Annotated in this window: 18 protein-coding genes and 3 pseudogenes; 13 read left to right on the top strand and 8 right to left on the bottom strand. The window is 43.6% G+C overall.

Features of this window, described 5'->3' with window-relative positions; all coding sequences use genetic code 11:
• Positions 1 to 246: 246 nt before the first annotated feature.
• Positions 247 to 918: a glutathione S-transferase family protein gene (locus V7K48_RS13265; RefSeq protein WP_335073085.1), complete on the top strand. Its 672-nt coding sequence runs from the start codon at positions 247 to 249 to the stop codon at positions 916 to 918.
• A 150-nt stretch (positions 919 to 1068) separates the two neighbouring features.
• Here V7K48_RS13265 and V7K48_RS13260 read toward each other — a convergent pair whose 3' ends face one another.
• The 3 genes and pseudogenes from V7K48_RS13260 to nrdJ (V7K48_RS13250) form a co-directional block, all read right to left on the bottom strand.
• Positions 1069 to 2091 carry a zinc-dependent alcohol dehydrogenase family protein gene (locus V7K48_RS13260; protein WP_335073083.1) on the bottom strand — a complete coding sequence of 341 codons (1023 nt, stop codon included), beginning with the start codon at positions 2089 to 2091 and terminating at the stop codon, positions 1069 to 1071.
• Positions 2092 to 2285: 194 nt separating this feature from the next.
• Positions 2286 to 3359, bottom strand: a pseudogene (gene nrdJ / locus V7K48_RS13255) (ribonucleoside-triphosphate reductase, adenosylcobalamin-dependent); the annotation flags it as partial.
• 331 nt (positions 3360 to 3690) lie between these two features.
• A pseudogene (gene nrdJ, locus V7K48_RS13250) lies at positions 3691 to 4917 on the bottom strand (ribonucleoside-triphosphate reductase, adenosylcobalamin-dependent); the annotation flags it as partial.
• Between the two features lie 255 nt (positions 4918 to 5172).
• Here nrdJ (V7K48_RS13250) and V7K48_RS13245 point away from each other — a divergent pair.
• The 6 genes from V7K48_RS13245 to gntT all read left to right on the top strand — a co-directional run bounded on the left by V7K48_RS13245 (position 5173) and on the right by gntT (position 11480).
• Positions 5173 to 5682: a GNAT family N-acetyltransferase gene (locus tag V7K48_RS13245; RefSeq protein WP_335073081.1), complete on the top strand. Its 510-nt coding sequence runs from the start codon at positions 5173 to 5175 to the stop codon at positions 5680 to 5682.
• Between the two features lie 84 nt (positions 5683 to 5766).
• Positions 5767 to 7353, top strand: coding sequence for a GMC family oxidoreductase (locus V7K48_RS13240; RefSeq protein ID WP_335073079.1), 1587 nt, complete (start codon positions 5767 to 5769; stop codon positions 7351 to 7353).
• Between the two features lie 451 nt (positions 7354 to 7804).
• Positions 7805 to 8458 (top strand): hypothetical protein, encoded by a 654-nt coding sequence (locus V7K48_RS13235; RefSeq protein ID WP_335073077.1) that lies wholly within the window; start codon positions 7805 to 7807, stop codon positions 8456 to 8458.
• Positions 8459 to 8582: 124 nt separating this feature from the next.
• A complete protein-coding gene (locus V7K48_RS13230; protein ID WP_335073076.1) occupies positions 8583 to 9236 on the top strand; it encodes an SGNH/GDSL hydrolase family protein in 654 nt (217 codons plus the stop codon).
• 662 nt (positions 9237 to 9898) lie between these two features.
• On the top strand, positions 9899 to 10060 hold the full coding sequence (locus V7K48_RS13225) for a hypothetical protein (protein WP_335073074.1): 162 nt from the start codon (positions 9899 to 9901) through the stop codon (positions 10058 to 10060).
• 58 nt (positions 10061 to 10118) lie between these two features.
• Entirely contained in the window at positions 10119 to 11480 is a 1362-nt protein-coding gene (gene gntT / locus V7K48_RS13220; protein ID WP_335073072.1) for a guanitoxin biosynthesis MATE family efflux transporter GntT, read from the top strand.
• 64 nt (positions 11481 to 11544) lie between these two features.
• Here gntT and V7K48_RS13215 read toward each other — a convergent pair whose 3' ends face one another.
• Positions 11545 to 12966: an AtzE family amidohydrolase gene (locus V7K48_RS13215; protein ID WP_335073070.1), complete on the bottom strand. Its 1422-nt coding sequence runs from the start codon at positions 12964 to 12966 to the stop codon at positions 11545 to 11547.
• 159 nt (positions 12967 to 13125) lie between these two features.
• Here V7K48_RS13215 and V7K48_RS13210 point away from each other — a divergent pair, with 159 nt between their 5' ends.
• A complete protein-coding gene (locus tag V7K48_RS13210; protein ID WP_335073068.1) occupies positions 13126 to 14994 on the top strand; it encodes a bifunctional serine/threonine-protein kinase/formylglycine-generating enzyme family protein in 1869 nt (622 codons plus the stop codon).
• 51 nt (positions 14995 to 15045) lie between these two features.
• On the opposite strand, the gene V7K48_RS13205 is transcribed toward V7K48_RS13210, so the two are convergent.
• Entirely contained in the window at positions 15046 to 15234 is a 189-nt protein-coding gene (locus V7K48_RS13205) for a DUF4089 domain-containing protein (protein WP_335073243.1), read from the bottom strand.
• Positions 15235 to 15348: 114 nt separating this feature from the next.
• Between V7K48_RS13205 and V7K48_RS13200 the strand changes: the two genes are divergently transcribed.
• From V7K48_RS13200 to V7K48_RS13190, 3 genes are all read left to right on the top strand, one after another.
• Positions 15349 to 15702 carry a glutaredoxin family protein gene (locus tag V7K48_RS13200; protein WP_335073066.1) on the top strand — a complete coding sequence of 118 codons (354 nt, stop codon included), beginning with the start codon at positions 15349 to 15351 and terminating at the stop codon, positions 15700 to 15702.
• A 32-nt stretch (positions 15703 to 15734) separates the two neighbouring features.
• A complete protein-coding gene (locus V7K48_RS13195; RefSeq protein WP_335073064.1) occupies positions 15735 to 17237 on the top strand; it encodes a UDP-N-acetylmuramoyl-L-alanyl-D-glutamate--2,6-diaminopimelate ligase in 1503 nt (500 codons plus the stop codon).
• A gap of 175 nt (positions 17238 to 17412) precedes the next feature.
• Positions 17413 to 18852, top strand: coding sequence for a DICT sensory domain-containing protein (locus V7K48_RS13190; RefSeq protein WP_335073061.1), 1440 nt, complete (start codon positions 17413 to 17415; stop codon positions 18850 to 18852).
• Positions 18853 to 18941: 89 nt separating this feature from the next.
• Here the strand turns inward: V7K48_RS13190 and V7K48_RS13185 are convergent, their stop codons facing one another.
• The gene (locus V7K48_RS13185) at positions 18942 to 20459 is read right to left on the bottom strand and encodes a sensor histidine kinase (RefSeq protein ID WP_335073060.1); all 1518 of its coding nucleotides are present in this window, start codon (positions 20457 to 20459) and stop codon (positions 18942 to 18944) included.
• 203 nt (positions 20460 to 20662) lie between these two features.
• Positions 20663 to 20980, bottom strand: coding sequence for a hypothetical protein (locus V7K48_RS13180; RefSeq protein ID WP_335073058.1), 318 nt, complete (start codon positions 20978 to 20980; stop codon positions 20663 to 20665).
• 294 nt (positions 20981 to 21274) lie between these two features.
• Between V7K48_RS13180 and V7K48_RS13175 the strand changes: the two genes are divergently transcribed.
• Positions 21275 to 22090: an SDR family oxidoreductase gene (locus V7K48_RS13175; RefSeq protein WP_335073056.1), complete on the top strand. Its 816-nt coding sequence runs from the start codon at positions 21275 to 21277 to the stop codon at positions 22088 to 22090.
• Here V7K48_RS13175 and psbV read toward each other — a convergent pair.
• Positions 22087 to 22335 (bottom strand): annotated as a pseudogene (gene psbV / locus V7K48_RS13170) (cytochrome c-550); the annotation flags it as partial. The gene V7K48_RS13175 and the pseudogene psbV overlap by 4 nt on opposite strands.
• Before the next feature lie 591 nt (positions 22336 to 22926).
• Here psbV and dnaK point away from each other — a divergent pair.
• Entirely contained in the window at positions 22927 to 24843 is a 1917-nt protein-coding gene (dnaK, locus tag V7K48_RS13165) for a molecular chaperone DnaK (RefSeq protein ID WP_334974602.1), read from the top strand.
• Positions 24844 to 25208: the final 365 nt, after the last annotated feature.

Genomic DNA, 25208 nt, shown 5'->3' with positions numbered 1-25208 from the left:
AGGCTACCGCAAAGGACACAAAGAAAGAAAGAAAGAAATAAGAAGCCAAGAAAATTTGGTGCAGCCTCACAAAGAAATGGTATTACCTAGTGTCAAATTTAAAAGTTTGGTTAGTATCAAGAATTTCTCACGCTACATTCGCTTCAAAGAGGTTTCGTGACACTAACAATTTAAGATTTGGGATTTTGGATGAAAATTCAATTCCCAATGCCGATTAACAAGTGCTAATTACCAAGGAACTTAAACATGGCCCAAATCAAAGTATACAGTGCAGTTGTTTGTCCTTATGCTCACCGGACCCGTTTGGTACTCCAAGAGAAGGGCATTGACTTCGATTTGATTGAGATTGATTTGCAGAATAAGCCTGAAGGGTTTACCAAAGTATCCCCCTATGGTAAAGTTCCTGCACTAACTCATGGTAATGAGCCAGTTTGGGAGTCAGCAGTGATTAATGAGTATCTCGATGAGGTATTTCCCAATCCACCACTGTTACCCAGCAGTCCTGTTGCTAGGGCACAGGCTCGCATCTGGATTGATTTTGCTAACACCAGGTTCGTTCCCGCTTTTTCTAGCCTTCTGCGGAGTTCAGATCCCCAAAAACAAGAAGAAGCTAAACAGGAACTATACAAACACCTGGAATTCATTGAAAGCGAAGGTTTGGCAAAGCTATCTGGGGAAGGCCCTTACTGGTTTGGTGAATCCATCAGTTTGGTCGATTTCACTTATTTCCCCTGGTTTGAGCGCTGGGCTGCACTGAAGCAGTATCGCGGCTTTGGGGTGCCAGAGGAATTTACCCGTGTACGCCAGTGGAAACGTGCTTTGAAAGAGAGTGAATCTGTGAAAGCGATCGCTAACTCTAAGGAATTCTACATCGAGCGATATGCTAAATTCGCTGCGCCTACTCTCGCTGCTGTTTAAACGTAATTAATAATTATGTTTCAAGTGGAGTTTAATTCTCACTTGAAACATATAATTTAACTCTTGAAAAATACGAATTACGTTAGCGAGTCCGCGTACCCCTTCCCTACGGGACGCTACGCGAACGGGGAAGCAAGCTACGCACAGCGTCTAGTAGAGAGCGTCATTACTAATTACGACTTTACCGAAGTGAGCCGCGCTTTTGAGATAATGATAAGCTTCTCGTGCTTCAGTGAATGAAAAAACTCGATCAATAATCGGTTTGATTTGATGCTGTTGCATCGCCTGATTCATCGCCTCAAACATTTCCCGACTGCCAACTTCAATTCCCTGAACTGTTAAATTCTTAAAAAGTATTGGACTGGGGTCAATTTCATTTCCTCTACCTGATAATACGCCAATCAAACTAATACGTCCCCCAATGCGGACTGCTTGTAGTGATTTTGGCAAAGTGCCTGCACCGCCTACTTCTACTACATGATCTACACCTATGCGATTAGTCAATTGGTAAACTTGCTTTTCCCAATCTGGTGTTGTTTTGTAGTTAATTGTCTCGTCAGCACCAAGTTGTCTAGCTCGTGCCAATTTCTCATCACTGCTGGAAGTAATAATCGCTTTAGCACCATGTATTTTGGCAAACTGGAGAGCAAAAATCGAAACTCCCCCAGTACCGAGTAATAAAACACTATCACCTGCGCGAATATTGCCTTCTGTCACCAGTGCATGCCAAGCTGTGACACCTGCACAGGGCAAAGTTGCCCCTTCAATGTCGGATAGATAGTCTGGTAATATCACCAAATCATCTTGGTGTAATACGGCATACTCAGCCAGCATTCCATCGTTACCACTTCCGAGAGCAGATTTCATTTTCTCTCTGGTGAAAGAGCCATAAATCCAGTTTTGGAAGAAAGTACCCGCGACGCGATCGCCTATTTTCACCCGTGTAATGCCTTCCCCCACTGTCACGACTTCCCCCACACCGTCACACACGGGAATTATTGGATATTTCTGTTTAGCATCGTAAGCTCCTTCGGCAATAAGTAGATCACGGTAATTTAGGGATGTTGCTTTGACTTGAATCAGAACTTGTCCCGCAGTTGGTTTTGGTTCAGGGCGATCGACTAATGCGAGGGCATCAATCCCGGCGCTGCTTTGAATTTCGTAAGCTTTCATTGGCGGACTCCTTTTGCTAAAGATCATAATGTAGAGAAATTTTGTACTGCTTTTCTCCACCAAAATAATTACCAAGGAGGGTAAAGGGGAAATTTGAGTTGATCTAAAAAGCAGTGGTTAAATATCATATAAAACCACTGCTTTTTATTGTTATAGATAAATAGTGCCTACCCGAAGTTGATAGTCATTTCACTTTATGAGCTTGGTTGCTCATCAGGAAACATACACTTATCAGAGTCACAACCACTAGGGCCAGCCTCTGACATTTCGCCTAAATCGTAGCGGCTTAAGACTGCACAGAAATCATCTGTTTTCCGCCGTGCTTTCACCTCTTGATTCAAGCGATCGTAGGTTAGTTTATCTATTGGTTCAAATGGCAAACGTGGGAATGATTGCAGGTCATCAAAACGAGCTAAAAGGGCTGCTGAAATATATCCTTCATCATTCTGGATAGTTTCGTAGATCCGCTGTGCCAAAGGTTCGATTTCATCAGAGCGAAGTTCCAAAGTAGCTGATGTGTTGTGAGTCACATACCAACGTTGAACCTGGAGGACAAAATCAAATTGGGCTAAGACTGAAAACTTAGAAACATCAATTTCATCAGCTGTTGGTAAATCAGCCCAAGGTACAGAAACGGGGATTTCTACTAACCACTCACTCACCCTTTGGTCAAAGGGATCGTTAAGCAAATTGCCCTGTTCATCTTTGTCTGATTGAGAGGGAATAACGTTGTAACCGTAGTCAATACAAGCTAAGGCTACTGGGTCATTTTTTCCGAAGGTGATGCGGCGAATAAATCTTTGCGCTTTCGGGGGATGCCATCCGGAACTAGCATTAGTTAATAAAGCCTTAGTACCACTGGGTTGGACTGTGGTACAACGATTTGGACGTTTGAGATTATGGCGATCGCAGTAATCCCAAACTACCCGATGTACAATATTTTTCCAGGAAGTTAGATATTTTTCTTCCTCACGCTTGAAAGCCAATCCTTGTACAGTTGCGGGTCTTCCTTCTGCCCACCAGCGCAGCCAATCAACACCAAAAGCATGGACAAAGAAATCAAATAAACCTGTAAAAGAAACTCCCACAATTGGGTCTAATTCACGGCTGTATTGATAGCGTGGTTCCAGGAATTTGTGATTTAGAAGTGCTGCTACAGATAGCGCTCCAGCAGTAAATGCCTCTTCTTGTTCTTTGTAGTTATATGGGTCAATTTGATTAAGGTGAACCTCAGACAAATTACAGTGAAAATTACTACCGATGATTTCCATATTTGTTATCCTAGAGGCTTTTTATCCCCTAGCTCTACTGCTTGATTATTTGCAGTAGTTCCGCGTACATTTTGCATATGTGACACCCCCTTTGGGTAAGTCAAAGGTCAAAGTTAAAATTGGCTTTTGACTTTTGACTTTTGACTTGTTACATCTGCCCCCGCACTCTTGGAGAGATTATATTCTAGACATCGATTTCTGGTGTAATCTAGTTTCACTCTCTACGCTGTACGGTGTCAAAAGCTTTTTAGTTCCTTTGATTACCACGGGATTAGCATCTCAGCTTTCCCCGTTTTTGCGAGGTTTTTAACGTGAGGCAAAATCAATTACCACACGGATTTAAAGCATATCGCTGCAAACGATGTTCTAGTTCATTAGCATCAAGATTTGGATAATGTTCTTTTAACCACTGTTTTGCTGTTCCTTGTTCGTAAGCTTTCAAGAAATCAATTTTTAAGTTAGGAGTTGATAGCAAATCAATGTTTGATCGCGCTACAGCTTCACCAGCCCATTGAATCGCTCCCTCGCCACTATAATATTGTTTGCGGACAGCATTAATACATTCTTCTAAGGTTGGCTTGCGGTGAAAAACTCTGGTATGATTTGCCATCCTGAGTGCATCACGCTCTGGATCAATTCGCCAGTTGCCACTTTCATCCTGCTGCCATAAGTTATCTTTGGCATCGGCGAACAAACTATCTTCGCTAGAACCTTGCCTCATGCCAGCTGAACGCCTAATGTTACCGGCAACAATTGTGACAGCACCTTGATCAATTAATAGACAGCATTCAACTGAATTTAATTGTCGTCCTAAAGCTTTATTAAGAATAGATGCACAACCCTGATAAAGTCCAGGCAATTTTACAGGATTAGCAACTCCTCCAAAACCGTTGAGAGTTTCTCCTGCTTTGCGGACATCGCTGATATCGACTAATACTTCAACTTCTGTTGAAAATTGTTGATCAGTGGAGAGTTCCAACAGGGTTTGATATGATTCAACCCAACCTTCACGGCTATCTCCAACGTGAATAGTGACGCTGTTACCTTCTATATGAGTTTCAGTATATTCACGTCGCTGTTGTTGAGGAGTGCTGCCAATTTCACCTTGTACAGTGACATTCAATCGATTACGGATGGGGGGTAACTGGCTAATAAATTGTGGTTCTAGGACGGCTCCAGTGCCACAGCCCATCATTGCCAAATCCATCATTAATCCGAAGGCGCTCCAGTCTTCGAGGTTGGTAGAGGTGCAATTATAAGCCCCGGAAAAGTTCTTTGGCTTGGTTATCCAGTCTGTACCACCAACCCATAGCCAGCGCCCACTGGGCATAGCTTTCAAGTTGCGCTGCATCTGATCCAGTATGGCTACTTCTTGTTGAGTTAGCTTTCCCAGCTTGATTAAGCCGAGTAGAGTGCGATCGCATACCTCATCCCATGTTTCCCTCAACCCTGCCTTTGTACGGCGGCTATAGGTTCTAAAAAATACGGGATTAGCAGCCGGTGCAGTTTCTGGAAACCTTGCACTCTGGCGTGTTCTTTCGAGATTCTGAACCATATATCAAGTGTCTTGCGTTTTTCTTGCGTGCGGACAGATTATGACTATACGCCAAGTAGTTTAAGTATTAAAGATTGTCAAATTGTCCACTTTACGCTAGCTCTAGCCAGACTATTTGCAACAGAAATTTATGATGTATAATGTCCCTCACCCTTGGTAGGATTTCGATATTAAGTTTTAATTAGCACCAATTAACTTATAAGTAAATTCTCTTAATACCGATTCTTATTTAATTACTTAGCGGAGGCATAAACTTTGCTTAAAATTATCCAGGTAGAAACTGACGAACATAAATCTCATATACAGAAACTGTTTTGGGAATATTCTAACGAGACTAGGTTGATATTCAGCCATCGCTTCGGCATCCAGTTAGATATTGATACATTCTTTGAGCAATATATGACTCAACTTCACGAATTTATACCCCCTTCAGGACGCTTGCTTTTGGGACAATCCGAGGCACAAATAGCCGGTTGCGCTTGCTTACGAAAAATTGGTGAAGATGTTGGCGAAATTAAAAGGATGTATCTAAGACCAGAATTTCGCAGAAAAGGAATCGGTCGGTCTTTATTAGAAGTTATCATCAATGAAGCTGTCTACATTGGTTACTCAAGGATACGTTTAGATAGTGCCCCTTTTGCAAAGGAAGCACAGGCACTTTATCGGATATTTGGCTTTCAAGATATCAAGCCGTATTTGGAAAAAACAGAGATTCCTCTAGAACATCAAGCAAACTGGGTTTTTATGGAATTGGTTTTAAAATGATGCGAGATTCCTAACATCGTCACTCTCCCGTTCATTCTTAGCATTACAGTTCTTAAAGTAGTTGAATTTAGAAGCGAGGATGTCATGACTCAATATGACTATATTGTGATTGGTGCAGGTTCGGCAGGCTGCGTTGTCGCCAACCGGATGACACAAGATAGTGAAACAACCGTGTTATTACTCGAAGCTGGCAATCCAGATACTAAACCTGAGATTCAAATCCCGTTGGAATCCCCCAACCTACCTCGCTCGGAACTGGACTGGAAATATTTCTCTGAACCAGAACCGTACCTGAATAACCGCAAAATCTTTTGTCCCCGTGGCAAAGTCTTGGGTGGCAGCAGTTCGATTAATTCCATGATTTATATCCGGGGCAATCATCACGATTATGACCACTGGCAGTCATTGGGGAATCCTGGTTGGAGTTACCAAGATGTATTGCCCTATTTCAAGAAATCTGAGAACCAGCAACGCGGTGCCGACGCGTACCACGGGGTTGATGGGGAGTTGAGCGTCACCGATATTCAAGAAAGTGCTGTGGCATCCCAACGATTTGTAGAAGGAGCCGTGGCAATCGGATATAACCACAATCCTGATTTCAATGGGATACAGCAATCAGGTGCGGGAATTTATCAGTTGACGGTCAAGGATGGTAAACGTCACAGTGCTGCTGCTGCATTCCTGCTGCCAATTCTCAGGCGTCCCAATTTAACAATAACAACAAGAGCGTTAGTGAGGAGGTTATTGTTTGAGGGAACCCGCACCGTTGGGGTGGAATATATGCACGAGGGAAGGCTGCACCAAGCCAGGGTTAACAAAGAAGTGATTTTAAGTGCTGGTGCATTCGATTCGCCCAAGCTGCTGATGCTTTCCGGTATTGGCGATGCAGAACAACTGCAAGCAATGGGGATTCCTGTCGTCGTTGATTTGCCAGGTGTCGGTCAAAACCTCCAAGACCACTCTCTCGTTCCTGTAGCACACCAGATAATTACCAGTCCTGTGGCACCCCAGGTAATTGCTGGGTTAGACCCGGCAATTAGCAGTAATGGTAACGCTGAAGCCGGATTGTTTTTGCATACCGAAGGTAATCTGGATGCCGCGCCAGATTTACAGTTTTTCTTCGGTCCCATTCTGTGGATATCTCCTGGCCAAACCCTCTCTGGTTTGGGATTCACTGTTACAGTCAGTTTGACTCATCCTCAAAACATTGGCAGTATAAGTTTGCGATCGCCTGACCCCAAAGACCCACCGATTATTCGGATCAACTTTCTGCAAAGTCAATCTGATGTGCAAAAGCTAGTTGCTGGGATTAAAATAATGCGTAAATTATTTTATACAAGTGCCTTTGATCAGTTTCGAGGTGAGGAAATCAGTCCCGGTGCTGAGGTGATTAGCGATGAAGCACTCGAAGCTTACATCCGGGAATTTTGCGTTACGGGGTATCATCCTGTGGGTACTTGCAAAATGGGAACTGACCCAATGGCGGTCGTTGATCCCGAACTCCGGGTACATGGGGTTGAGGGGTTGCGCGTTGTTGATGCATCGATTATGCCAACTTTGGTCGGGGGCAATACGAACGCGCCCACGATTATGATCGGCGAGAAAGGAGCCGATTTAATTAAAGCCGCAGGTGGCGTTTCATCGCAAGTAGCTTCAGCAATGGCAAACTAACTCGCTAGCGCGATCGCTTAGAGATAACATGAGACTGTATTAACTACAGCTTCAACATTCATAACCACAACCGAAGCTGTATTAACTACAGCTTCAACATTTATAACCACAACTGAAGCTGTATTAACTACAGCTTCAAGTTTACTTATAATATTACGACTATTTATAAGTAATGCTTAATTTATATTAACTATAGCTTCAAATTTACTTATAATATCATTAGCATTTGTAACCACAGCTTAAGTTGTATTAACTAAAGCTTGAATTTTACTTATAAAACGTTAAGTGTAATGTATTGTCTTAAAATTGGTAAGCCGATACAGCGAAGTCGGGAGTATATGCTTGGGCGATCGCTCTCAAGTAAAATAGCGAGTTTTCTAATTTTTTCTTAAAGTTGCATAAAGCCTGTAACAATCTCTGATAAGTCAGAAATTAATATTAGGGGTTTTAGGTGATAAAAATTAATATGCGATCGCATAGTATATGTCTTGTGCCGCTAGTTTTCTGTTTACTCAGTGTCGGTGCGAATACAACAAAAGCGAACGCCCAAACGATTTATCCATTTGACGTAGTATACGATACGGAAGTTACTCTCACACCTATCCCATCGACCGACGTATCTAAAGCATTTGTCTCAGGTTTCAATTCTGGTGCCCCGTACGGTCTGAGTAACTTTTATAGCATAAACAACTATAGCCGAATTGACCCCAATACTGGTAATCTCGTATTTGTTCAAGACGCAACAAAATTTGGTTTACAAGGCTTGCCAATCGGCAGAAATGAGTTTTTTGGCAGTGGCGATGACAAATTATTTGGCAGGAGTAGCGCGACTGCTGCATTTGACTTTATTAACCGTAAATTAGTCGGTTCTGGTACTATAACTATCACTGGTGGTGCAGGTAGGTTCAGTGGTGCTACAGGCATATTTAACTTGAGCGAAATTGAGTCACTCGATCAAGATCCAACTAGTCCCTTAAGAGGTCAAGCTTTTTTGAGTGGTTCTTTCCAGACACCGCAGCAAATTCCAGAACCGAGAACGGCAGCAACACTATTCGGTATATGTGTAATTGGGATTGGTTCGATATTGCGTCGGCGTTACCTTTGAGCTACTAGACAGTAATGCGTAACTTATAGTTATGTAATCTAAATCAACTTATACTAAAAGTTTAATAATGACAAAATTTGTACTTCGTGTATTAACAGGAGTTTTGCTTGCAATTATAATCAATTTGACCGTTCAGAACCTGTCACCCCATCTACCAGCTCAGGCAGCACTTAACGGCTACAGAATTATGCCGCTGGGGGCGTCTATCACTGCTGGCGTTCCTAATGGAGGTGGTTATCGCATCAAGTTGTGGAATATAGCACAGGCAAACAAATGGAACATTCATTTTGTCGGCTCCCAATCTAATGGCCCCAAAAGCCTCGGTGACAAACACCATGAGGGGCATCCGGGTTATCGAATTGATCAGATTGCCTCACTAGTGGATGATGCACTTGTTACTTACAATCCAGATATAATTTTATTGTACATCGGGACTAATGATGCAGTACAAAACTACAATCTAATCAATGCACCGGAGCGACTACAATTGCTAATTAACCGGATATTTTACGATATTCCAGCAGTACATTTACTAGTTGCCAAAATTGGGCTTTCTACTAATGAAAAATATAATGCCGGAATTAAAAAAATTAATGCAGGGATTCTGAACATTGTCAGATATGAGCAAGCGCAAGGTCATAGTATTAAGTTGGTTGACATGAATCGTGTACTTACAAAGAATGATATTCGCTCAGATCAAATACATCCCACGCAGCATGGCTACGATAAGATGGCCGATAAGTGGGCCGAGGCTATTGAGCCGCTCTTAAGTAAATAGGTGATCATAAACCGGAGAAGTTTTGGCGGCAATTGAGACACCTGCTGTTCCTCCCAAACCCTGGGGAAAGTCCCCTGGAGTTTAACGTAGATTTTAATTCGCCCATTGTACGGAGCTTTTTCAAAAATCAAATACTAGTCCTATAGAGCAATACGCTTGGGTTAAGCCCAAAAAATATATTACGTAGGTTGGGTTGAGGAACGAAACCCAACATTTCTGAGCATTTTTTGGATTTCACTTAGTTCAACCCAACTTACAATTATCCTTAACCGAACTGTATTGTCCTATAGAGTTGAAACATTATCGTCATCCTAAGGCAATTTTTGGGTATTATGACTGTACGCAAATGCAAGAGCCGATTTGATCGGGGTTAAGGGACTTTCAAATAAAAAAATATCCAATCACTGTGGAAGCAGTTCTTGAGCAAGGGAAGAAGAATCTGATAGTTGCATTGGATACAATAATTTGGATAATTTGATTTTTTGAGTTCCTTAAAATAATTCGTAATTGATAATACTCGCCAAAAATGAGAAGTAAGCTACATAATTCGTAATTAAATTAGTTTAGGATTTATTTACAACTAATTCAACACCACCAATTTGACAATTTGGTGAGGTAGCGTGGTCTTCTCTATGAGACGCTATGCCAAGAGGATCTCACTGATGGCAACTGCCGTTAGCGCAGCGTCTCGTAGAGAGGAACGAGCGTCCGTAGGAGCTTCACCCGTGGGGTGTGGTGAAACGCCCGAAAATTACGAATTAAGGTCTTCTCTACAAGACGCTTTGCGTAGCAAGATCCCCATAGGGGTACGTAGCGGAGTGTAGCCAATTAGGAATTAGTAATTAGTTAAATAGCTCAATCGCATCAGCTAACCGATTCCAAATGTTAGTAAATAATGATTTGCAAGACCGATGGATTCATCGCTATTTCAGATTAGCGATCGCGAATATGCTCTCCAATCTAATGGTGCCATTATCTGGAATGGTTAGCGTTTCCTTTTTAGGGCACTTGCAAGACATTCGTCATTTAACTGGCGTTGCACTGGCGACAGTTGTGTTTAATTACTTCTATCGAGCATTGAATTTTTTGCGTCTCTCTGTCACCGGCACGACTGCCCAGGCGACTGGAAGAAATGATCAACAGGAAGTACTGCTGCTAGGCTTACGGAATGTTTTAATTGCCGTCAGCTTGGGATTTGCTGTTTTGCTCCTGCAATACCCACTGCGAGAGTTGGGGCTTATTGTCTTGAACAATACTCCAGAGGTGAAAACGGCTGCGGTGGACTACTTCAACACGCGGATTTGGGGTGTACCTGCGGTTCTGGTGAATATGGTGCTGTTCGGCTGGCTGATGGGGCGTGAACAGAGCCAGAAAGTCTTAGTCTTGTCGGTTTTTGGCAACGTCGTCAATATCATCTTGAGTTACCAGATGATTGTGCGAGCAGGTTTAGAAAGCATGGGAGCAGGCTTGGCACAAGCTTTGAGCCAATTTCTGATGATGATGGTAGGACTAATTTGGGTGAAGAGTGAAATCCAGTGGCAGGAAATTCGTGCCGTCGCGCCTCAGCTTTGGGACAAATCTGCCTGGAATGAGACTTTTGCCCTGAGTCGGGATCTCTTTATACGGACACTGGCGATTGGGTTTACCTTTTGGGCTTTTACTAATCTGTTCGCTGGGATGGGAAGAATCGCCTTTGCGGAAAATGTCTTGCTGATTGAGTTCATGACGCTAGGGATTCAAATACTCAATGGCTTGTCTTATGCAACGGAAACCTTGACAGGCAACTTTCATGGCACAAAGGAGCAGGGGCAGATGGTACCACTGCTTGGCGTTTCTATAGGCGTGACTCTGATGTTTGCAGTCATCATGTCCCTTACCTGCATCCTGTTTCCTCAGACGGTATTTGGGCTACTCACGAATCACACGGAAATAACCACTCACATTGATTTCTACATTCCCTGGCTAATGAGCGTGCTGGGGCTGTATGCGTTTGCCGTCTCAATTGAGGCTTATTTCTTTGGTTTGGCAGAAGGATTAATCCTCCGCAATGCAGCTTTTATCGCAACTGGGCTAGGGTTTATTCCCACAGCAGCACTGGCTTGGAAGTTGCAGAGTGTTCATCTGTTGTGGTTGGCGATGTCTTTGTTCATCGTGACTAGAATTGCACTGCAAGGAATTCAGATCCCTAGAACCTTGAAACTAGCGGTAGAGGATATTTCTGCTGCTGAAAAGACTCAATGCTAGTAAATGAAAGCGTAATTTTTCCATTTTACAATCACCTCATTCATAGCATCGTAAACAATTAGCTTTATTTAAGAGCGTTGAAAATCACTGGTGCTGAAACTACACCCTTTGCCTCTAACACAGCTGCAACCCGTAAAATTAACGCTTCATTATATGGTGCTGCTATCAATTGCACACCTAAAGGTAAGGCATTTGGGCGCTGAATTGGTACTGATAAAACGGGTAAGCCAATAAAAGATAATGGTTGAGTAAATAATCCTAAATGAGGACGGACAAGAATTTCTTCGCCATCCAAAATCATGGTTTGTTGACCAATTAGCGGTGCGGAAATTGGTGTAGTTGGGGCAAGAATCACATCGACATTTTGCAAAACTTCTCGAACCTGATCGCGATACCATCTTCTAAACCGTTGGGCTTGGAGATACCAGCTACTAGGAATTAACGCCCCAGCCAAAAAGCGATCGCGTGTTGCTGGATCAAAATCTTGGGGACGCGATACCTTCGGTGGGCTTTGCCTACGCAATTTTTCCAAATGCAGATTTGCGCCCTCGCTAGCTGTAATCACAAAAGCTGCTGCTCGGGCGCGGTGTGCTTCTGGTATCGTTACGTATTCAGTGACTTTTATTGCATCAGCTACCTTTTGGACTGCTGCTAAAGCTTCGGATTCTACGCCTGTGGTGAAATAATCAGCCACAATCGCAATTCTGATACCAGAAATATCTTGTTTGAGTTGTGGTAAAACCAATTCCGGCGGACGCTTTGTACAAATTGGATCGCGATCGTCTTCTCCCTGAAGCAGATCAAACACCGTAGCAATATCCTGCACCGAACGCGCAAAAGGGCCAATGTGGTCAAAACTGCTAGATAATAAAGCTACCCCAGCCCGAGATAATCTTCCATAAGTTGGTTTAAAACCAAAAACGCCACACAACGCCGCTGGAACGCGAATTGAACCATTAGTATCAGAACCCAGCGTCAGCGGTACTAACCCAGCAGCAACAGCCGCCGCTGAACCACCGGATGAACCACCAGCAACTCGCTGTAAATCATGGGGGTTGTGAGTAGTACCGTAATGGGAATTTTCCGTCACAAACCCATAGGCGTATTCATCCATATTTAAGGCGCCAACCAGCACCGCACCCGCTTGTTTCAGCTTCGCTACTGCTGTTGCATCTTGGGTAGCTGCTGGGTTTTCTGCATTGATTTTTGACCCTGCCAGAGTCGTTAAACCAGCAATATCAAAGAGATTTTTCACCGCAAAAGGCACACCAGCCAGCGTTCCAGGATTATTACCTTGGGCAATTTCCCTGTCAATGCGGGCTGCATCTGTTAAAGCTGTCTTAGCAGTCATAGCCGTAAAACAGTTGAGTTGATCATCCCGCGCTGCTATTCGTGCTAACGCAGCCCTGGTAACTTCCACCGCGCTTACTTTGCCTTCACGCACAGCAGCAGCTATTGTTATGGCATCGGCTGAATCAAAATTCATGCTGGAATATTAGGAGATAGCGGGTTTAGCTGATTACATCTTAAGAAGGATATTATACAGAAAACTTAGTATAATACGTGGAGTTGATTGGTCAGATGCACTTAGTAACAATTATGCTCAAATTCATCAGATTTCTAGGAGTCTAAGATTGTTGTGGGCATGCTGGTTGGACGCTACGAAATTATTCGAGAATTGGGTGGCGGCGGCTTTGCGATTACCTTTCTAGCAAAGGATTATCTACAACCCAGTCAGCCGTTATGTGTTGTCAAGCAATTGCGTCCTGAACATAATGAGCCTCGGATTGTGGAGTCTTTTGAAACAGAAGCGACTATTCTGGAAAAGTTGGGTAAATATTCCCAAATTCCTCAATTATTAGCGCATTTTAGAGAAAATAAGAACCTTTATATTGTTCAAGAGTTTATCGAAGGACATGACCTAAAGCAAGAAATCATTCCAGGTAAGCAGTTAAGTGAAGGTTATGTCACTAAGCTATTACAAGATGTTTTGGAAGTTTTGTCCTTTGTACATAATCAGCAAGTAATTCACCGCGACATCAAGCCGGAGAATTTGATGCGACGGCATCGGGATGGGAAGATTTTTCTGATTGACTTTGGGGCAGTCAAGGAACTTGGCGCTCTGATAGTAAATGTAGAAGGTAAGGTGACTTCTAGTGTGATCATAGGTACTCCTGGCTATATGCCTAATGAGCAAAAGAATGCTAAACCCATATTTGCTAGTGATATATATGCCTTGGGAGTGACGGTGATTCAAGCATTGACCGGTATTTCAGCAGTGGACTTTGAAGAGGATGCCAAAACAGGTGAAATTCTCTGGCGTCATCAAGCACGGGTAAGCAAGCATCTAGCTAATGTGTTAACCAAGATGGTGCGTCGTCATTACAGTTTACGCTACGCTAACGCAACCGAAGTGCTACAAGACCTTTCAAAAAAACTGCCTCCACCGTCAACACGACCACAACAACCAGTTAACTGGTCGCGGCGCAGAGTTATTCAAACCGTGGGGTTAATGGGAGCTAGTTTTAGCTTTGCAATTGTGGTTGAGAAACTCTTGCTCAACAACTCTGCCCAGAAAAAAGTTTTACCATCAACTTCATCTATTCCCGCAAATAATATTCCAGTACCGTCCCCGAAGGAGACTCCAGCATTACCGAAGATAAGTGTAAATCCTAAGGAATTTGCTTTAAAAACCTTCCAGTTTGAAGTCATGAAGGTAGATAAGCAAGGAAACAGCACCACAATCAGTCCTGGTCAGGCAAATTTTTTTATAGAAGACCTTGGTAACGGTAACACACTGGAGATGGTAGAAATTCCTGGCGGTCAGTTTCTCATGGGTTCACCACTAACAGAAAAAGAGCGAAACCCAAATGAGGGGCCGCAGCATCTTATGACCGTTAAACCTTTTTTCATGGGTAAATTTACGGTCACCCAAGAACAGTATCAAGCAGTTATGGAAATCAACCCCTCTTCCTTCCAAGGGGCTAAACGACCTGTTGAACAAGTAAGTTGGAATGATGCAGTTATCTTTTGTCAAAAGCTGTCGCTGATCACTAGCAAGAGTTATCGTTTACCCACCGAGGCAGAGTGGGAGTATGCAGCTCGTGCGACAACGACTACCCCGTTCTATTTTGGTGAGACGATTACGACTAAGATAGCTAACTATAATGGCGAGTATACTTATGGTTCTGCTCCCCAAGGTGAAAATCGTCAGGAGACTGTGGATGTTGGTAGTTTACCTGCGAATGCTTTTGGTTTGTATGAGATGCATGGCAATGTTTGGGAATGGTGCCAAGACAAATACCACAATGATTACCGTGGAATGCCTGCTGATGGAAGTGCTTGGGTAAGTGGAAATAATAATCCTTGCCTGCTGCGGGGTGGTTCATGGTTCAGTCAGTCAAGCGTCTGCCGTTCATCTGCCCGTTTAGATGGAAGCAATTCGGATGTAGCGACTGACTACGGTTTTCGGGTGGTTTGCACACTTCTAAAAGGTTTTGTTGCACCCAATTAGCAAAGGAACCTCAAACTCCTCACAGACTGGCATTTCAACTAAAGTTAGCTATTATGGTTCAAATATAGGTGCAGCTTCAATATCCTCCGCTAGAGGGAAAGAATTTACGAAATTAGCGATCGCCCTAATTCTCTCAAAATTTGCCACCACACCATCACGATACTCATCTCTTAGCTGCAAATCCAACAACAACGCCATTTGATCAACATATTCATTCACATTAAAACTCATACTTTCCATCTCTCCTTGGCGTCCTTCTCTAACGAGACGCTGCGCGAAGGCGGTAGCCTGCGGCAAGCCGAAGCGTCTACGTTATTCTAAATTTATAACTTCTTGCACTAACTCAAATAAACAATGCGATTAATCTTATACAGTAAACCCGGCTGTCATTTATGTGAAGGCTTGCAAGAAAAGCTAGAACAAATCCAAAATCTCAGTTTCAAGTTGGAAATTAGAGATATTACGACTCGTGAAGATTGGTTTGCTGCGTATCAGTATGAGGTGCCGATACTTTATTTATCGAACCACAGAGGCGCAGAGGAGGACACTTGCGTGCGGGGGGGAACCCCCGTTGAGCAAAGTGTCCGTGGCGCAGAAGAAGAAATTATAGAAGCACCATTGCCGCGTCCTTCTCCTCGTGCTAGTGTGCAGCAGTTGGAGCAAATGCTGTGTAAATTTAGCCAATTTGAAAAAAATAATGCAGAATAAGCGCAAGACAAGCATGTGACGAGGTTCACAAGATGAAATTGCGGGAATTATTAATAGCGGTAGATAGTGTTGAGCAATTGCCTAGCCATCCTACTTTGGAGGATGTGGAAGTTAGGGGTTTGAAGACGAATTCCCATGCTTGTATTGTGGGAGATTTGTTTATTGGGATGCCAGGAGGACGGGTTGATGGTGGGGAGTTTTGGCAAAGTGCGATCGCATCGGGGGCTGTAGCAGCGATCGTCTCACCGGAAGCTGCACAGAAAAATCCTCCCACAAATCAGGCTGTGGTGATCAGTGCAAGTAACATAACTCAAGCTTGTGCCCAGATAGCCAGTGCTTTTTACGGTTATCCGGGGCAAAAACTCAAGCTGGTGGGTGTAACTGGTACAAATGGCAAAACTACAACTACTCATCTAATTGAATTTCTGCTCAACAAAGCTAATCTAGCTACAGCTTTGATGGGAACTCTCTACACTCGTTGGGCAGGTTTTGAGCAAACTGCTGCCTACACTACGCCGTTTGCGGTGGAACTGCAACAGCAGCTAGCAGAAGCTATAAATGCTGGTAGTGAGTTCGGGGTGATGGAAGTAAGTTCCCACGCTTTGGCCCAAGGTAGAGTGTTGGGTTGTCAATTTGAAGTGGCTGTATTCAGTAATCTTACTCAAGACCATCTCGACTATCACAGCGACATGGAAGATTACTTTGCTGCCAAAGCGTTGTTGTTTAGCCCTGATTATCTTAAGGGACGGGCAATAATTAATGCTGATGATTCCTACGGCAAAAGGTTAATTGCCTCGTTGGATTCCGAACGGGTTTGGAGTTACAGTGTCAACGACAACAGCGCTGATTTATGGATGAGTAATTTAAGTTACCAACCAAATGGTGTCAGTGGTAGATTACATACACCAAAAGGTGATGTGGCTTTTCGATCGCCCTTAGTCGGACAATATAATTTAGAAAATCTTTTAGCAGCCGTAGGAGCAGTTTTACACTTAGGGCTAGATTTGCAATTACTCGTATCTGTAATACCTGAGTTTCCTGGAGTTCCCGGACGGATGGAACGGGTACAGATTAGACCTGACCAAGATATTAGCGTGATTGTGGATTATGCCCACACACCCGATAGTTTAGAAAATTTGCTGAAAGCTGCACGTCCCTTTATACCTGGTAAGGTGATTTGCGTGTTTGGTTGTGGAGGCGATCGCGATCGCACTAAGCGCCCAATAATGGGTAAAATTGCTGCTGAATTAGCTGATCTAGCAGTGGTGACATCGGATAATCCCCGCACTGAAGACCCAGAACGGATTTTGAAAGATATTTTGGCGGGAATTGCTGACACAGTTCAGCCAACTGTAATTTGCGATCGGGCGATCGCAATTAGTACCGCTATTTTACAAGCACAACCCGGCGATGGAGTGTTGCTTGCTGGTAAAGGTCATGAAGACTATCAAATTCTCGGTACTGAGAAAATTCATTTTGATGACCGAGAACACGCACGCGACGCTTTACAGCAAAGACTGAACATACAAGCCTAATTCCAAGTATGGTAGCACAGCTGTGCTACCCGAAAATGTGTATTCTATACAACAAAAATCGCCCATAATTCATAGTTTATGTTTCTTTCCGTGGGGATTTTGTAAAAAATGCACATATAAAGGTGAAAATCGAAGACAGAATTATTTCTTGCTTCATCCTTGTTGTGCTTGACTCATGAATGTTTCTCTGGCTAAGGATCTGTCTGTTTATCAACTGGTTATGGGAGTGCAAGTGGCTCCTAAACCATTGTCCCTCAGTCCTGCTACTCTGCTATCACTGGTGAGAGCGCAAATTGACTTACTAATTGAGCAGCGAATTGCAGCCACTTTATGGGTGAAGCTACCACCAGATAAAATTTGGCAATCAGAATTAGCGCGTTATCAATCCTCGGTAGGTGCGTCTAGTCTCATTTATACTTGCCAGATTGAGGAGAGCGGCAGAACGGGAGCCGGAGCAGCAGGGAAAGAAAATACCCTTTTATCTCCCTATCATGTCTCTGTTCACCTACCACCAGATAGCCAACTGCGACGGGAAAACTTTCTGATGGTGTTATCACCCCAGTTTTGCAGTTTAATTTTGGCTCATCGACCACTTAAAAAACGCAAAAATCAGACATCGGGGAAGGTAAATACTAATAAAAACCAGCCGTTGCTGATTATAACTACTGTTGAAGGGAGAATAATTCAGCAAGTATTAGATGGTATCCAACAAGCGATTGCCCTAGAATCATCCCCAATTTTACCTGCTAGTTTTATTTGTCCAACTGTGCCTCAAGCCGCACTGATGAATCAACTGTTGGCAAAACAACTCCTGCGACAAGATGAAATTAATCGTCAAATCATCACAGTCCGCACCACCAAGTTGCAGCAGCAAAATCAAGAACTGCACAACAAAGAACAACTCAAAGATGAATACCTAAATAATGTATGTCAGGAATTGCGTATACCCCTAACGCACATGAAGACAGCCCTCTCGTTATTGAATTCACCTAATCTTAAACCCCCGCAGCGACAACGTTATTTACAGATGTTAAATACCCAGTGCGATCAGCAAAATTCCCTGATTACTGGTTTGTTGGAACTGGTGCAGCTAGAACAGAATTTAGAGGGAACGACTTTGGAGTCGGTGCGTCTTGCTGATATTGTGCCTGGAGTAGTCAGTACCTATCAAACTGTAGCCCAAGAAAAAGGGATTATGCTAGCCTACACCGTACCCACTGAACTCCCATCTGTTTGGTGCGTGAGTGGTGGTCTGAGGCAAATTGTGATAAATATGCTGCATAATAGCATTAAGTTTACCCCTAATGGTGGTCAAGTATGGGTGCGTGCTCGTATTCAAGGCGATTATGTCCAATTAGAATTTCGCGACACAGGTATTGGTATTGCCGAAAGCGAGATTCCCAAAATCTTTGATCGGTTTTATCGGGTGCGTACAGCAGCAACTGAAGATTATGGTGGTGCTGGGTTAGGATTAACAATTGTACAGCAATTGCTGCTACGCTGTGGCGGATCTATTTCTGTAAAAAGTAAATTATATGAAGGTTCTACATTTACAGTCCAACTAGCAAGTATTGGCGATACCCCAAAAGCGATCGCGACAGAAAATGAGTTGTGAGTTATGAATTTTTAACTCATAACTCTGCCAATTTTAGATTTTGAATTTTGAATTGAAATAAAAATCTAAAATCCAAAATTGAATGACTCCTAACTCCTAACTGCCGGCTTCTGCTTGCTAACTTCTAAAGGCAGGAAAATCGTCAAAACTTCCCCATAGTGTGGACGCTGACGCACAATCAGTTTGCCACCGATCGCCTGAAACAAATGCTTGGTTGCGGCGATATTCAAACTAATCGTACCCGTTTCTGGTTGGAACATCAGCAGTTGACCTAAAGCTTTGCGAATAGGTGGCGTTGCAGGTGTGGCAGCTTTATTGGAATCTTTGCACCCGAATTGGGGCGATAATTGTAACTTCAGTTGATCTCCAGCCGGGATAACTTGTACTTGAATATGGCTACCAGCAGGTAAGCTGCGAGTAAAATTTTCTATCAAACCAGTCAGTACCTGATCCAGCATCATGGGATTACTTACCACTGTTGGTAATTGCTGGGGTAAAACAACATTTAAAGTTAAGTTCCGCCGATGTGCTGCTTGTTCCCAACGGGGAATGCTCTGCTGCAACACTTGATCTAAAGACATCGGCGTGAGTTGAGTTTTTGAGGGTTTTGCTGAGGCAGTAGTTTCCAGTTCTGCTGCCTTAAAGAGCAACTCCATGCGGTCAATTTGCTCGGTACACTCGTGATCAATAATTTTTAAGCGATTGATCACGCTGGCATCTAAGTCTCGCCGCTTCAACAGCAGACGAGTCATGGTACGAATAGTTGTTAAAGGTGTGCGGACTTCGTGAGCGAAGGCTTGGAGTAATTCTACATCAGGATTTGGGGATTCAAAAGAAGTACAGGGGCGGGATGCAGGGGGCAGAGGAGAAAACTTTTCTCCCTTGCTAGGAACTCTCTGCTCAAGAGCTTCTTCCCCAGTCCCGATTAAAGAGTCCTTAGTATCTTCTGCTTCTGTTAATTCCTGAAGCAACAACTGGCTAAATTGAATCATGATCCGGCAATCTGGTGCTACCGGGTAATACTGTTGTACTAATGCATCCAGGTGGGCAAAAAATTCTGGATTAGCCAGCATTACCCTTGCTCCTAGCGATCGCCAAGCCTGCTGCACTACTTCTGGCTCAAAAGAAAATGAAAAGGTTTTTTTACCGTTCTTGTGGGTTGCTAAAACTAGCACTAATCTAAATTTATCTGTAAAAACTAAGCAAAACTGTTCTGCCCCTAACGGATCGAGAGCTAGTAAGGGAAGTACCGATTCTTGGGGAGCAATTTCTTCATTTAGACATGCGTTGGCATAGCCCAACCCAGGCATCGCATCTGGCATCTGAAATGGCATCAGCGCCAACGGGTTAAATGGTTTTGCCGTAAAAGTTACTGTTTGTAAGCTTTGAGTCAGTTTTGGCTGACTAAATAAGGGTGCTGGTGCAGCTAAAACTAATCCTTGGGTTGTGTCAACTGAAAGATTTGCTAAAGTATTTAATAGCAAATGTTCTGTCGCTGCAAGGCTGACACGCCACTGCCGCTCTGCTTTCCCAGGTGAACATTCAGCTACACTTGATTGATTTTCAGCCAAGATTTCGCTCAGGCTTGGCAATATCCATTCGTACACAGGTTTTCACCCCTTAATTCAAGAGTGACTAACGGCGTCTAGGGTAGACATTTCACTACTACTTAAAAGGTTATAGTTATTTGTGTACTGATGACAGTGGTAGAACCGAACAATTCGGGCGCAATTTCCCCTCTAAGTACGATGTCTACGACGGGCTATTCGGCGTCGCACTTAGGGGCTGAAAAATACTCACGCTTACTTTGTTACCCGATCATGGCGATCGCAGATTGATAATTGTGCTGATTTCCCGACTCGAAAATCTCCAGATCACGCTGACGCTGCTTGTGTAGTGCTTGAACATTCTCTTGCAACTGAGCTAGCATCTGATCTCGCGATCGCATCTTCTGGGACTCAAGCTCATGACTTACGAAATATCCGAGTAGTCCAGCAACTTCTTCAGCCTCTTGTTGAGCAAGATACTTAGCCAGCTTCAATTGCTGATTGGCACTAATTGCACCAATAGTTCCTGAGAAAGTAGCCATTCCTAGAATACCCAAAATTAATTTTTGACTAATTTTCATTGCTTACTCGAAACCTCAAGTGCTGGCTATTATGCTGATTTAGTTTTAGGGAGTTTGCCCTGATTCTAAAATTCCCAGTTGTCGGCCTCTAAGCTACAGAGTCAACAGCGATTAGCAAAATTTTTAATCTGGGTCTATTTTGGCGATCGCAGATGCAAGTTTGAGGAGAGATAAACCTGATTTCGTCAGATACAGTACGCTACATAAAAGAATCTATGTGCGACGCCGAATAGCCCGTCGTAGTCATCGCATTTTTTTAAGTAGATTAGCAATAGACTATCTTAAAGGCACTTTATGACTTCTTTTGATTCAGTTGAAGATTTGGTACTAGTTGCTGGTGCTACTGGTGGAGTAGGGCAATTGGTGGTAGGCAAGCTGCTAGAAAAGGGTTTGAAAGTTCGTGTGCTGACACGCAATGCTGCAAAAGCTGAAGAAATGTTTAACCAGAGAGTGGAAATTGCCGTTGGTGACATCCGCCAGCCAGCTACACTGCCAGCCGCAACGCCAGATGTCACCCATATCATAAGTTGTACCGGAACCACTGCCTTTCCCTCTACGAAATGGGAGTTTGACCAATCCCCGAACTTGCTTGAATGGGGAATAATTTTTCTTAACCCCCAATCTAGTGAAGCAAAAGCAAAAAATAGTCCGGCAAAGGTTGATGCCCAAGGTGTAAGTAACCTAGTAGCAGCAGCACCCCGGAATTTGAAGCGGTTCGTTTTCGTCTCTTCCTGCGGAATTCTCCGTAAAAATCAGTTTCCTTTTAGTATTCTTAATGCTTTTGGCGTGTTGGATGCTAAACAAAAGGGCGAGGAGTCGATTATTAATTCCGGATTACCCTACACTATTATCCGCGCCGGACGCCTCATTGACGGCCCATATACCTCATACGACCTCAACACGCTCCTCAAGGCAAAAACAGGGGGTAAATACGGTGTGGTAGTAGGCACTGGGGATACACTTTCGGGTGATGCCAGCCGGATTGATGTAGCAAACGCTTGTGTAGAATGCCTTTTTCAGCCAAGTAGTTCTGAGAAAATTTTTGAAATAGTCAATCAGGGACAAAGACCGCCTGTGATTGACTGGGAAACTCTTTTTTCCTCGCATTAATAATAAATTTTACCTCCTTTGCATTTATCCCCAACAACTTTCGCTTGCAAGAGAATATGACCAGCAACAGATACCAAGTCATCATCCGTCAGATTTCTCATTTCTGTGAAAATATCTGCACTCTTGATACTGGGATGTATTTCTGAAATCTCCTCTTCCCCATCGTAAGTAGTAGGATTTTTCATGTGATCCACCAACCCTTGAATGTTATTACGGTTTGGTGTTGCCAGTGTCAGAGATTCTGATTTGATATTCAACACAGTCAAGAAAGCTAAGTCTCTGAAGGACTTATCTGGACAGGCTTTCACGTTAAGTTGACACGTATGATTCATGAATTGCCTCTACGGTAAATCAAGGCTTTCACTGCCTTTTTGCGTAAGTCCTGAAATATTGCCGATTATACGCAATTACTGAAGCAATACCTGCGGTGGGCGTAGCTGCGGCGCCTTTTAATCTCGTTCTATCCTCAGTGTTTCTGTAGTTTGTCACCTCTTAAGACGGCAAACACCACTCTGACGTTACGGTTCACCCTAATTACTGAAAGTATTAATTCTCATACATTAGACAAAGTGAAGGCAAATTAATTCATGAACCAACTAAAAAAAGTATTTAGTTAGTTTAACCGTCCCAAGCAAGGTTCGGGAAACCACCCTTCATGGACTGGCTAGCACTAAGCTTCAGTATATATATCAGCATAGTCTGGAGTTTTAACCCCAGGAAAGCCAAACTAAAGGTATTCATGCTGAACTGGCTGATTTATTGACCCTGTTGGTTCAAAATTTAGTCCTTTATATTCTCATTCATTCATTTGTAGTTATACGGAGCCAGCCCCTAAAATGGCAAAAGTAGTTGGAATTGACTTAGGAACAACGAACTCCTGCGTGGCAGTGATGGAAGGTGGTAAACCCACAGTAATTGCTAATGCTGAAGGTTTTCGGACAACGCCATCAGTAGTCGCATTTGCGAAAAATGGCGACAACTTGGTCGGTCAAATCGCCAAACGCCAAGCGGTGATGAACCCCGAAAATACGTTTTACTCAGTCAAACGCTTTATCGGACGCCGCTACGACGAAGTGAGTAACGAAGCTACGGAAGTTTCTTACAAAGTCCTCAGCAGCAACGGCAATGTCAAATTAGATTGTCCTATAGCTGGTAAACCGTTTGCTCCGGAAGAGATTTCTGCAAAAGTTCTTCGCAAACTAGTTGAAGACGCCAGCAAATACCTGGGCGAAACCGTAACCCAAGCTGTAATCACTGTTCCGGCATACTTCAACGACTCCCAGCGGCAAGCGACAAAAGACGCTGGTAAAATTGCAGGTATTGAAGTTCTACGGATTATCAACGAGCCTACTGCTGCTTCTCTGGCCTACGGATTTGATAAGAAGAGTAACGAAACCATTCTCGTATTTGACCTTGGTGGTGGTACCTTCGACGTATCTGTGCTGGAAGTAGGAGATGGAGTTTTTGAAGTACTAGCCACATCTGGTGATACCCACCTTGGTGGTGACGACTTCGATAAAAAAATAGTTGACTTTTTAGCTGAGAAGTTCAAGAAAGCCGAAGGTATTGACCTGCGAAAAGACAAACAAGCTTTACAACGTCTGACGGAAGCCGCAGAAAAAGCCAAAATTGAGCTTTCTAGCGTCACTCAAGCCGAAATCAACCTACCATTTATCACTGCAACCCAGGATGGGCCCAAGCACCTGGATACAACCCTGACTCGTGCCCAGTTTGAAGAACTTTGCTCTGACTTAATCGACCGTTGCCGTGTTCCTGTGGAAAACGCCCTCCGGGATGCCAAGTTAAACAAAGGCGATATTGATGAAGTGGTGTTAGTTGGTGGTTCTACTCGCATTCCCGCAGTCCACCAGATTGTGAAGCAGGTATTGGGTAAAGACCCTAACCAAAGTGTCAACCCCGATGAAGTCGTAGCAGTTGGTGCAGCCATCCAAGCTGGGGTACTGGCTGGTGATGTTACTGGCATCTTGCTGTTAGACGTAACACCGCTATCTCTGGGTGTAGAAACCTTGGGCGGCGTGATGACCAAAATTATCCCCCGCAACACAACAATTCCCACCAAGAAATCTGAAGTTTTCTCCACCGCTGTGGATGGTCAAACCAACGTAGAAATTCACGTCCTTCAAGGTGAACGCGAATTCTCTAACGATAACAAGAGCTTGGGAACCTTCCGCCTGGATGGTATTCCTCCTGCACCACGCGGCGTTCCTCAAATTGAAGTCGTGTTCGACATAGATGCTAATGGTATCCTTAACGTCACCGCTAAGGACAAAGGCACTGGTAAAGAACAGTCCATCAGTATAACTGGCGCTTCCACCCTGGATAAATCTGACGTTGACCGGATGGTGAGAGAAGCTGAACAGAACGCTTCATCTGACAAAGAGCGGCGTGAAAAGATTGAACGCAAGAACCAAGCCGACTCTTTGGCATACCAAGCTGAGAAGCAGCTACAAGAATTGGGCGATAAAGTTCCTGCTGCTGACAAGACTAAAGTCGAAGGTTTAGTGAAAGAAGTGCGGGAAGCAGTTGCTAAAGAAGACGATGAGCAAATTAAGAAGCTCACCCCAGAATTGCAACAAGCGCTATTCGCCGTTGGTAGCAACATCTATCAACAAGCCGGTGGCGGTACTGCACCTGGTGCTGAACCTCAAGATGGCGGTTCCAGTTCCAGTTCCACATCTAGTTCTAGTAGCGGCGACGATGTGATTGACGCTGACTTTACAGAGAGCAAATAATTCCCTTGTTTGTTTTGGGAAGATTATCTTGTCCCACCTTATATTACCCATCCAAGCTTTTGCCTGGGTGGGGATTTTTTTTAGGAGTTATGAGTTATTAGTAGGAGTAATATCCCTGTTCTGTCACTCTCCGGGAGGGAGATCGCTAGAAGCCTCATAAGGCAATCAATACAAGCTATACTATTAGAAAAAAATCGGTCTTGTATTTGTTATTAGAAAAGAATCGCGCGATCGCTTGCTATACAAAAGCTCTAGATTTTAGAAAAGGCAAATGTTTTCGGAGAGTGACAGAAGAGGGATATTACTAACTCTTGATCTTAATTCTCAACTCCTCATTAGACCTCTTGCATAAATCAAAAATAAGA

The organism is Nostoc sp. (assembly GCF_036919615.1).
GTDB lineage: Bacteria > Cyanobacteriota > Cyanobacteriia > Cyanobacteriales > Nostocaceae > Nostoc.
Note: the sequence above shows the minus strand (reverse complement) of the source record. Positions and strands in the feature narration are given on the sequence as shown.

Excerpts from the sequence above, each read along its gene's own strand:
- V7K48_RS13200 (WP_335073066.1), top strand. The coding sequence starts at position 15,349 with ATGCGATTAATCTTATACAGTAAACCCGGCTGTCATTTATGTGAAGGC.
- V7K48_RS13215 (WP_335073070.1), bottom strand. The coding sequence starts at position 12,966 with ATGAATTTTGATTCAGCCGATGCCATAACAATAGCTGCTGCTGTGCGT.
- V7K48_RS13175 (WP_335073056.1), top strand. The coding sequence starts at position 21,275 with ATGACTTCTTTTGATTCAGTTGAAGATTTGGTACTAGTTGCTGGTGCT.
- V7K48_RS13265 (WP_335073085.1), top strand. The coding sequence starts at position 247 with ATGGCCCAAATCAAAGTATACAGTGCAGTTGTTTGTCCTTATGCTCAC.
- V7K48_RS13180 (WP_335073058.1), bottom strand. The coding sequence starts at position 20,980 with ATGAAAATTAGTCAAAAATTAATTTTGGGTATTCTAGGAATGGCTACT.
- gntT (WP_335073072.1), top strand. The coding sequence starts at position 10,119 with ATGTTAGTAAATAATGATTTGCAAGACCGATGGATTCATCGCTATTTC.
- V7K48_RS13260 (WP_335073083.1), bottom strand. The coding sequence starts at position 2,091 with ATGAAAGCTTACGAAATTCAAAGCAGCGCCGGGATTGATGCCCTCGCA.
- V7K48_RS13195 (WP_335073064.1), top strand. The coding sequence starts at position 15,735 with ATGAAATTGCGGGAATTATTAATAGCGGTAGATAGTGTTGAGCAATTG.
- V7K48_RS13225 (WP_335073074.1), top strand. The coding sequence starts at position 9,899 with ATGGCAACTGCCGTTAGCGCAGCGTCTCGTAGAGAGGAACGAGCGTCC.
- dnaK (WP_334974602.1), top strand. The coding sequence starts at position 22,927 with ATGGCAAAAGTAGTTGGAATTGACTTAGGAACAACGAACTCCTGCGTG.
- V7K48_RS13240 (WP_335073079.1), top strand. The coding sequence starts at position 5,767 with ATGACTCAATATGACTATATTGTGATTGGTGCAGGTTCGGCAGGCTGC.
- V7K48_RS13190 (WP_335073061.1), top strand. The coding sequence starts at position 17,413 with ATGAATGTTTCTCTGGCTAAGGATCTGTCTGTTTATCAACTGGTTATG.
- V7K48_RS13205 (WP_335073243.1), bottom strand. The coding sequence starts at position 15,234 with ATGGAAAGTATGAGTTTTAATGTGAATGAATATGTTGATCAAATGGCG.
- V7K48_RS13210 (WP_335073068.1), top strand. The coding sequence starts at position 13,126 with ATGCTGGTTGGACGCTACGAAATTATTCGAGAATTGGGTGGCGGCGGC.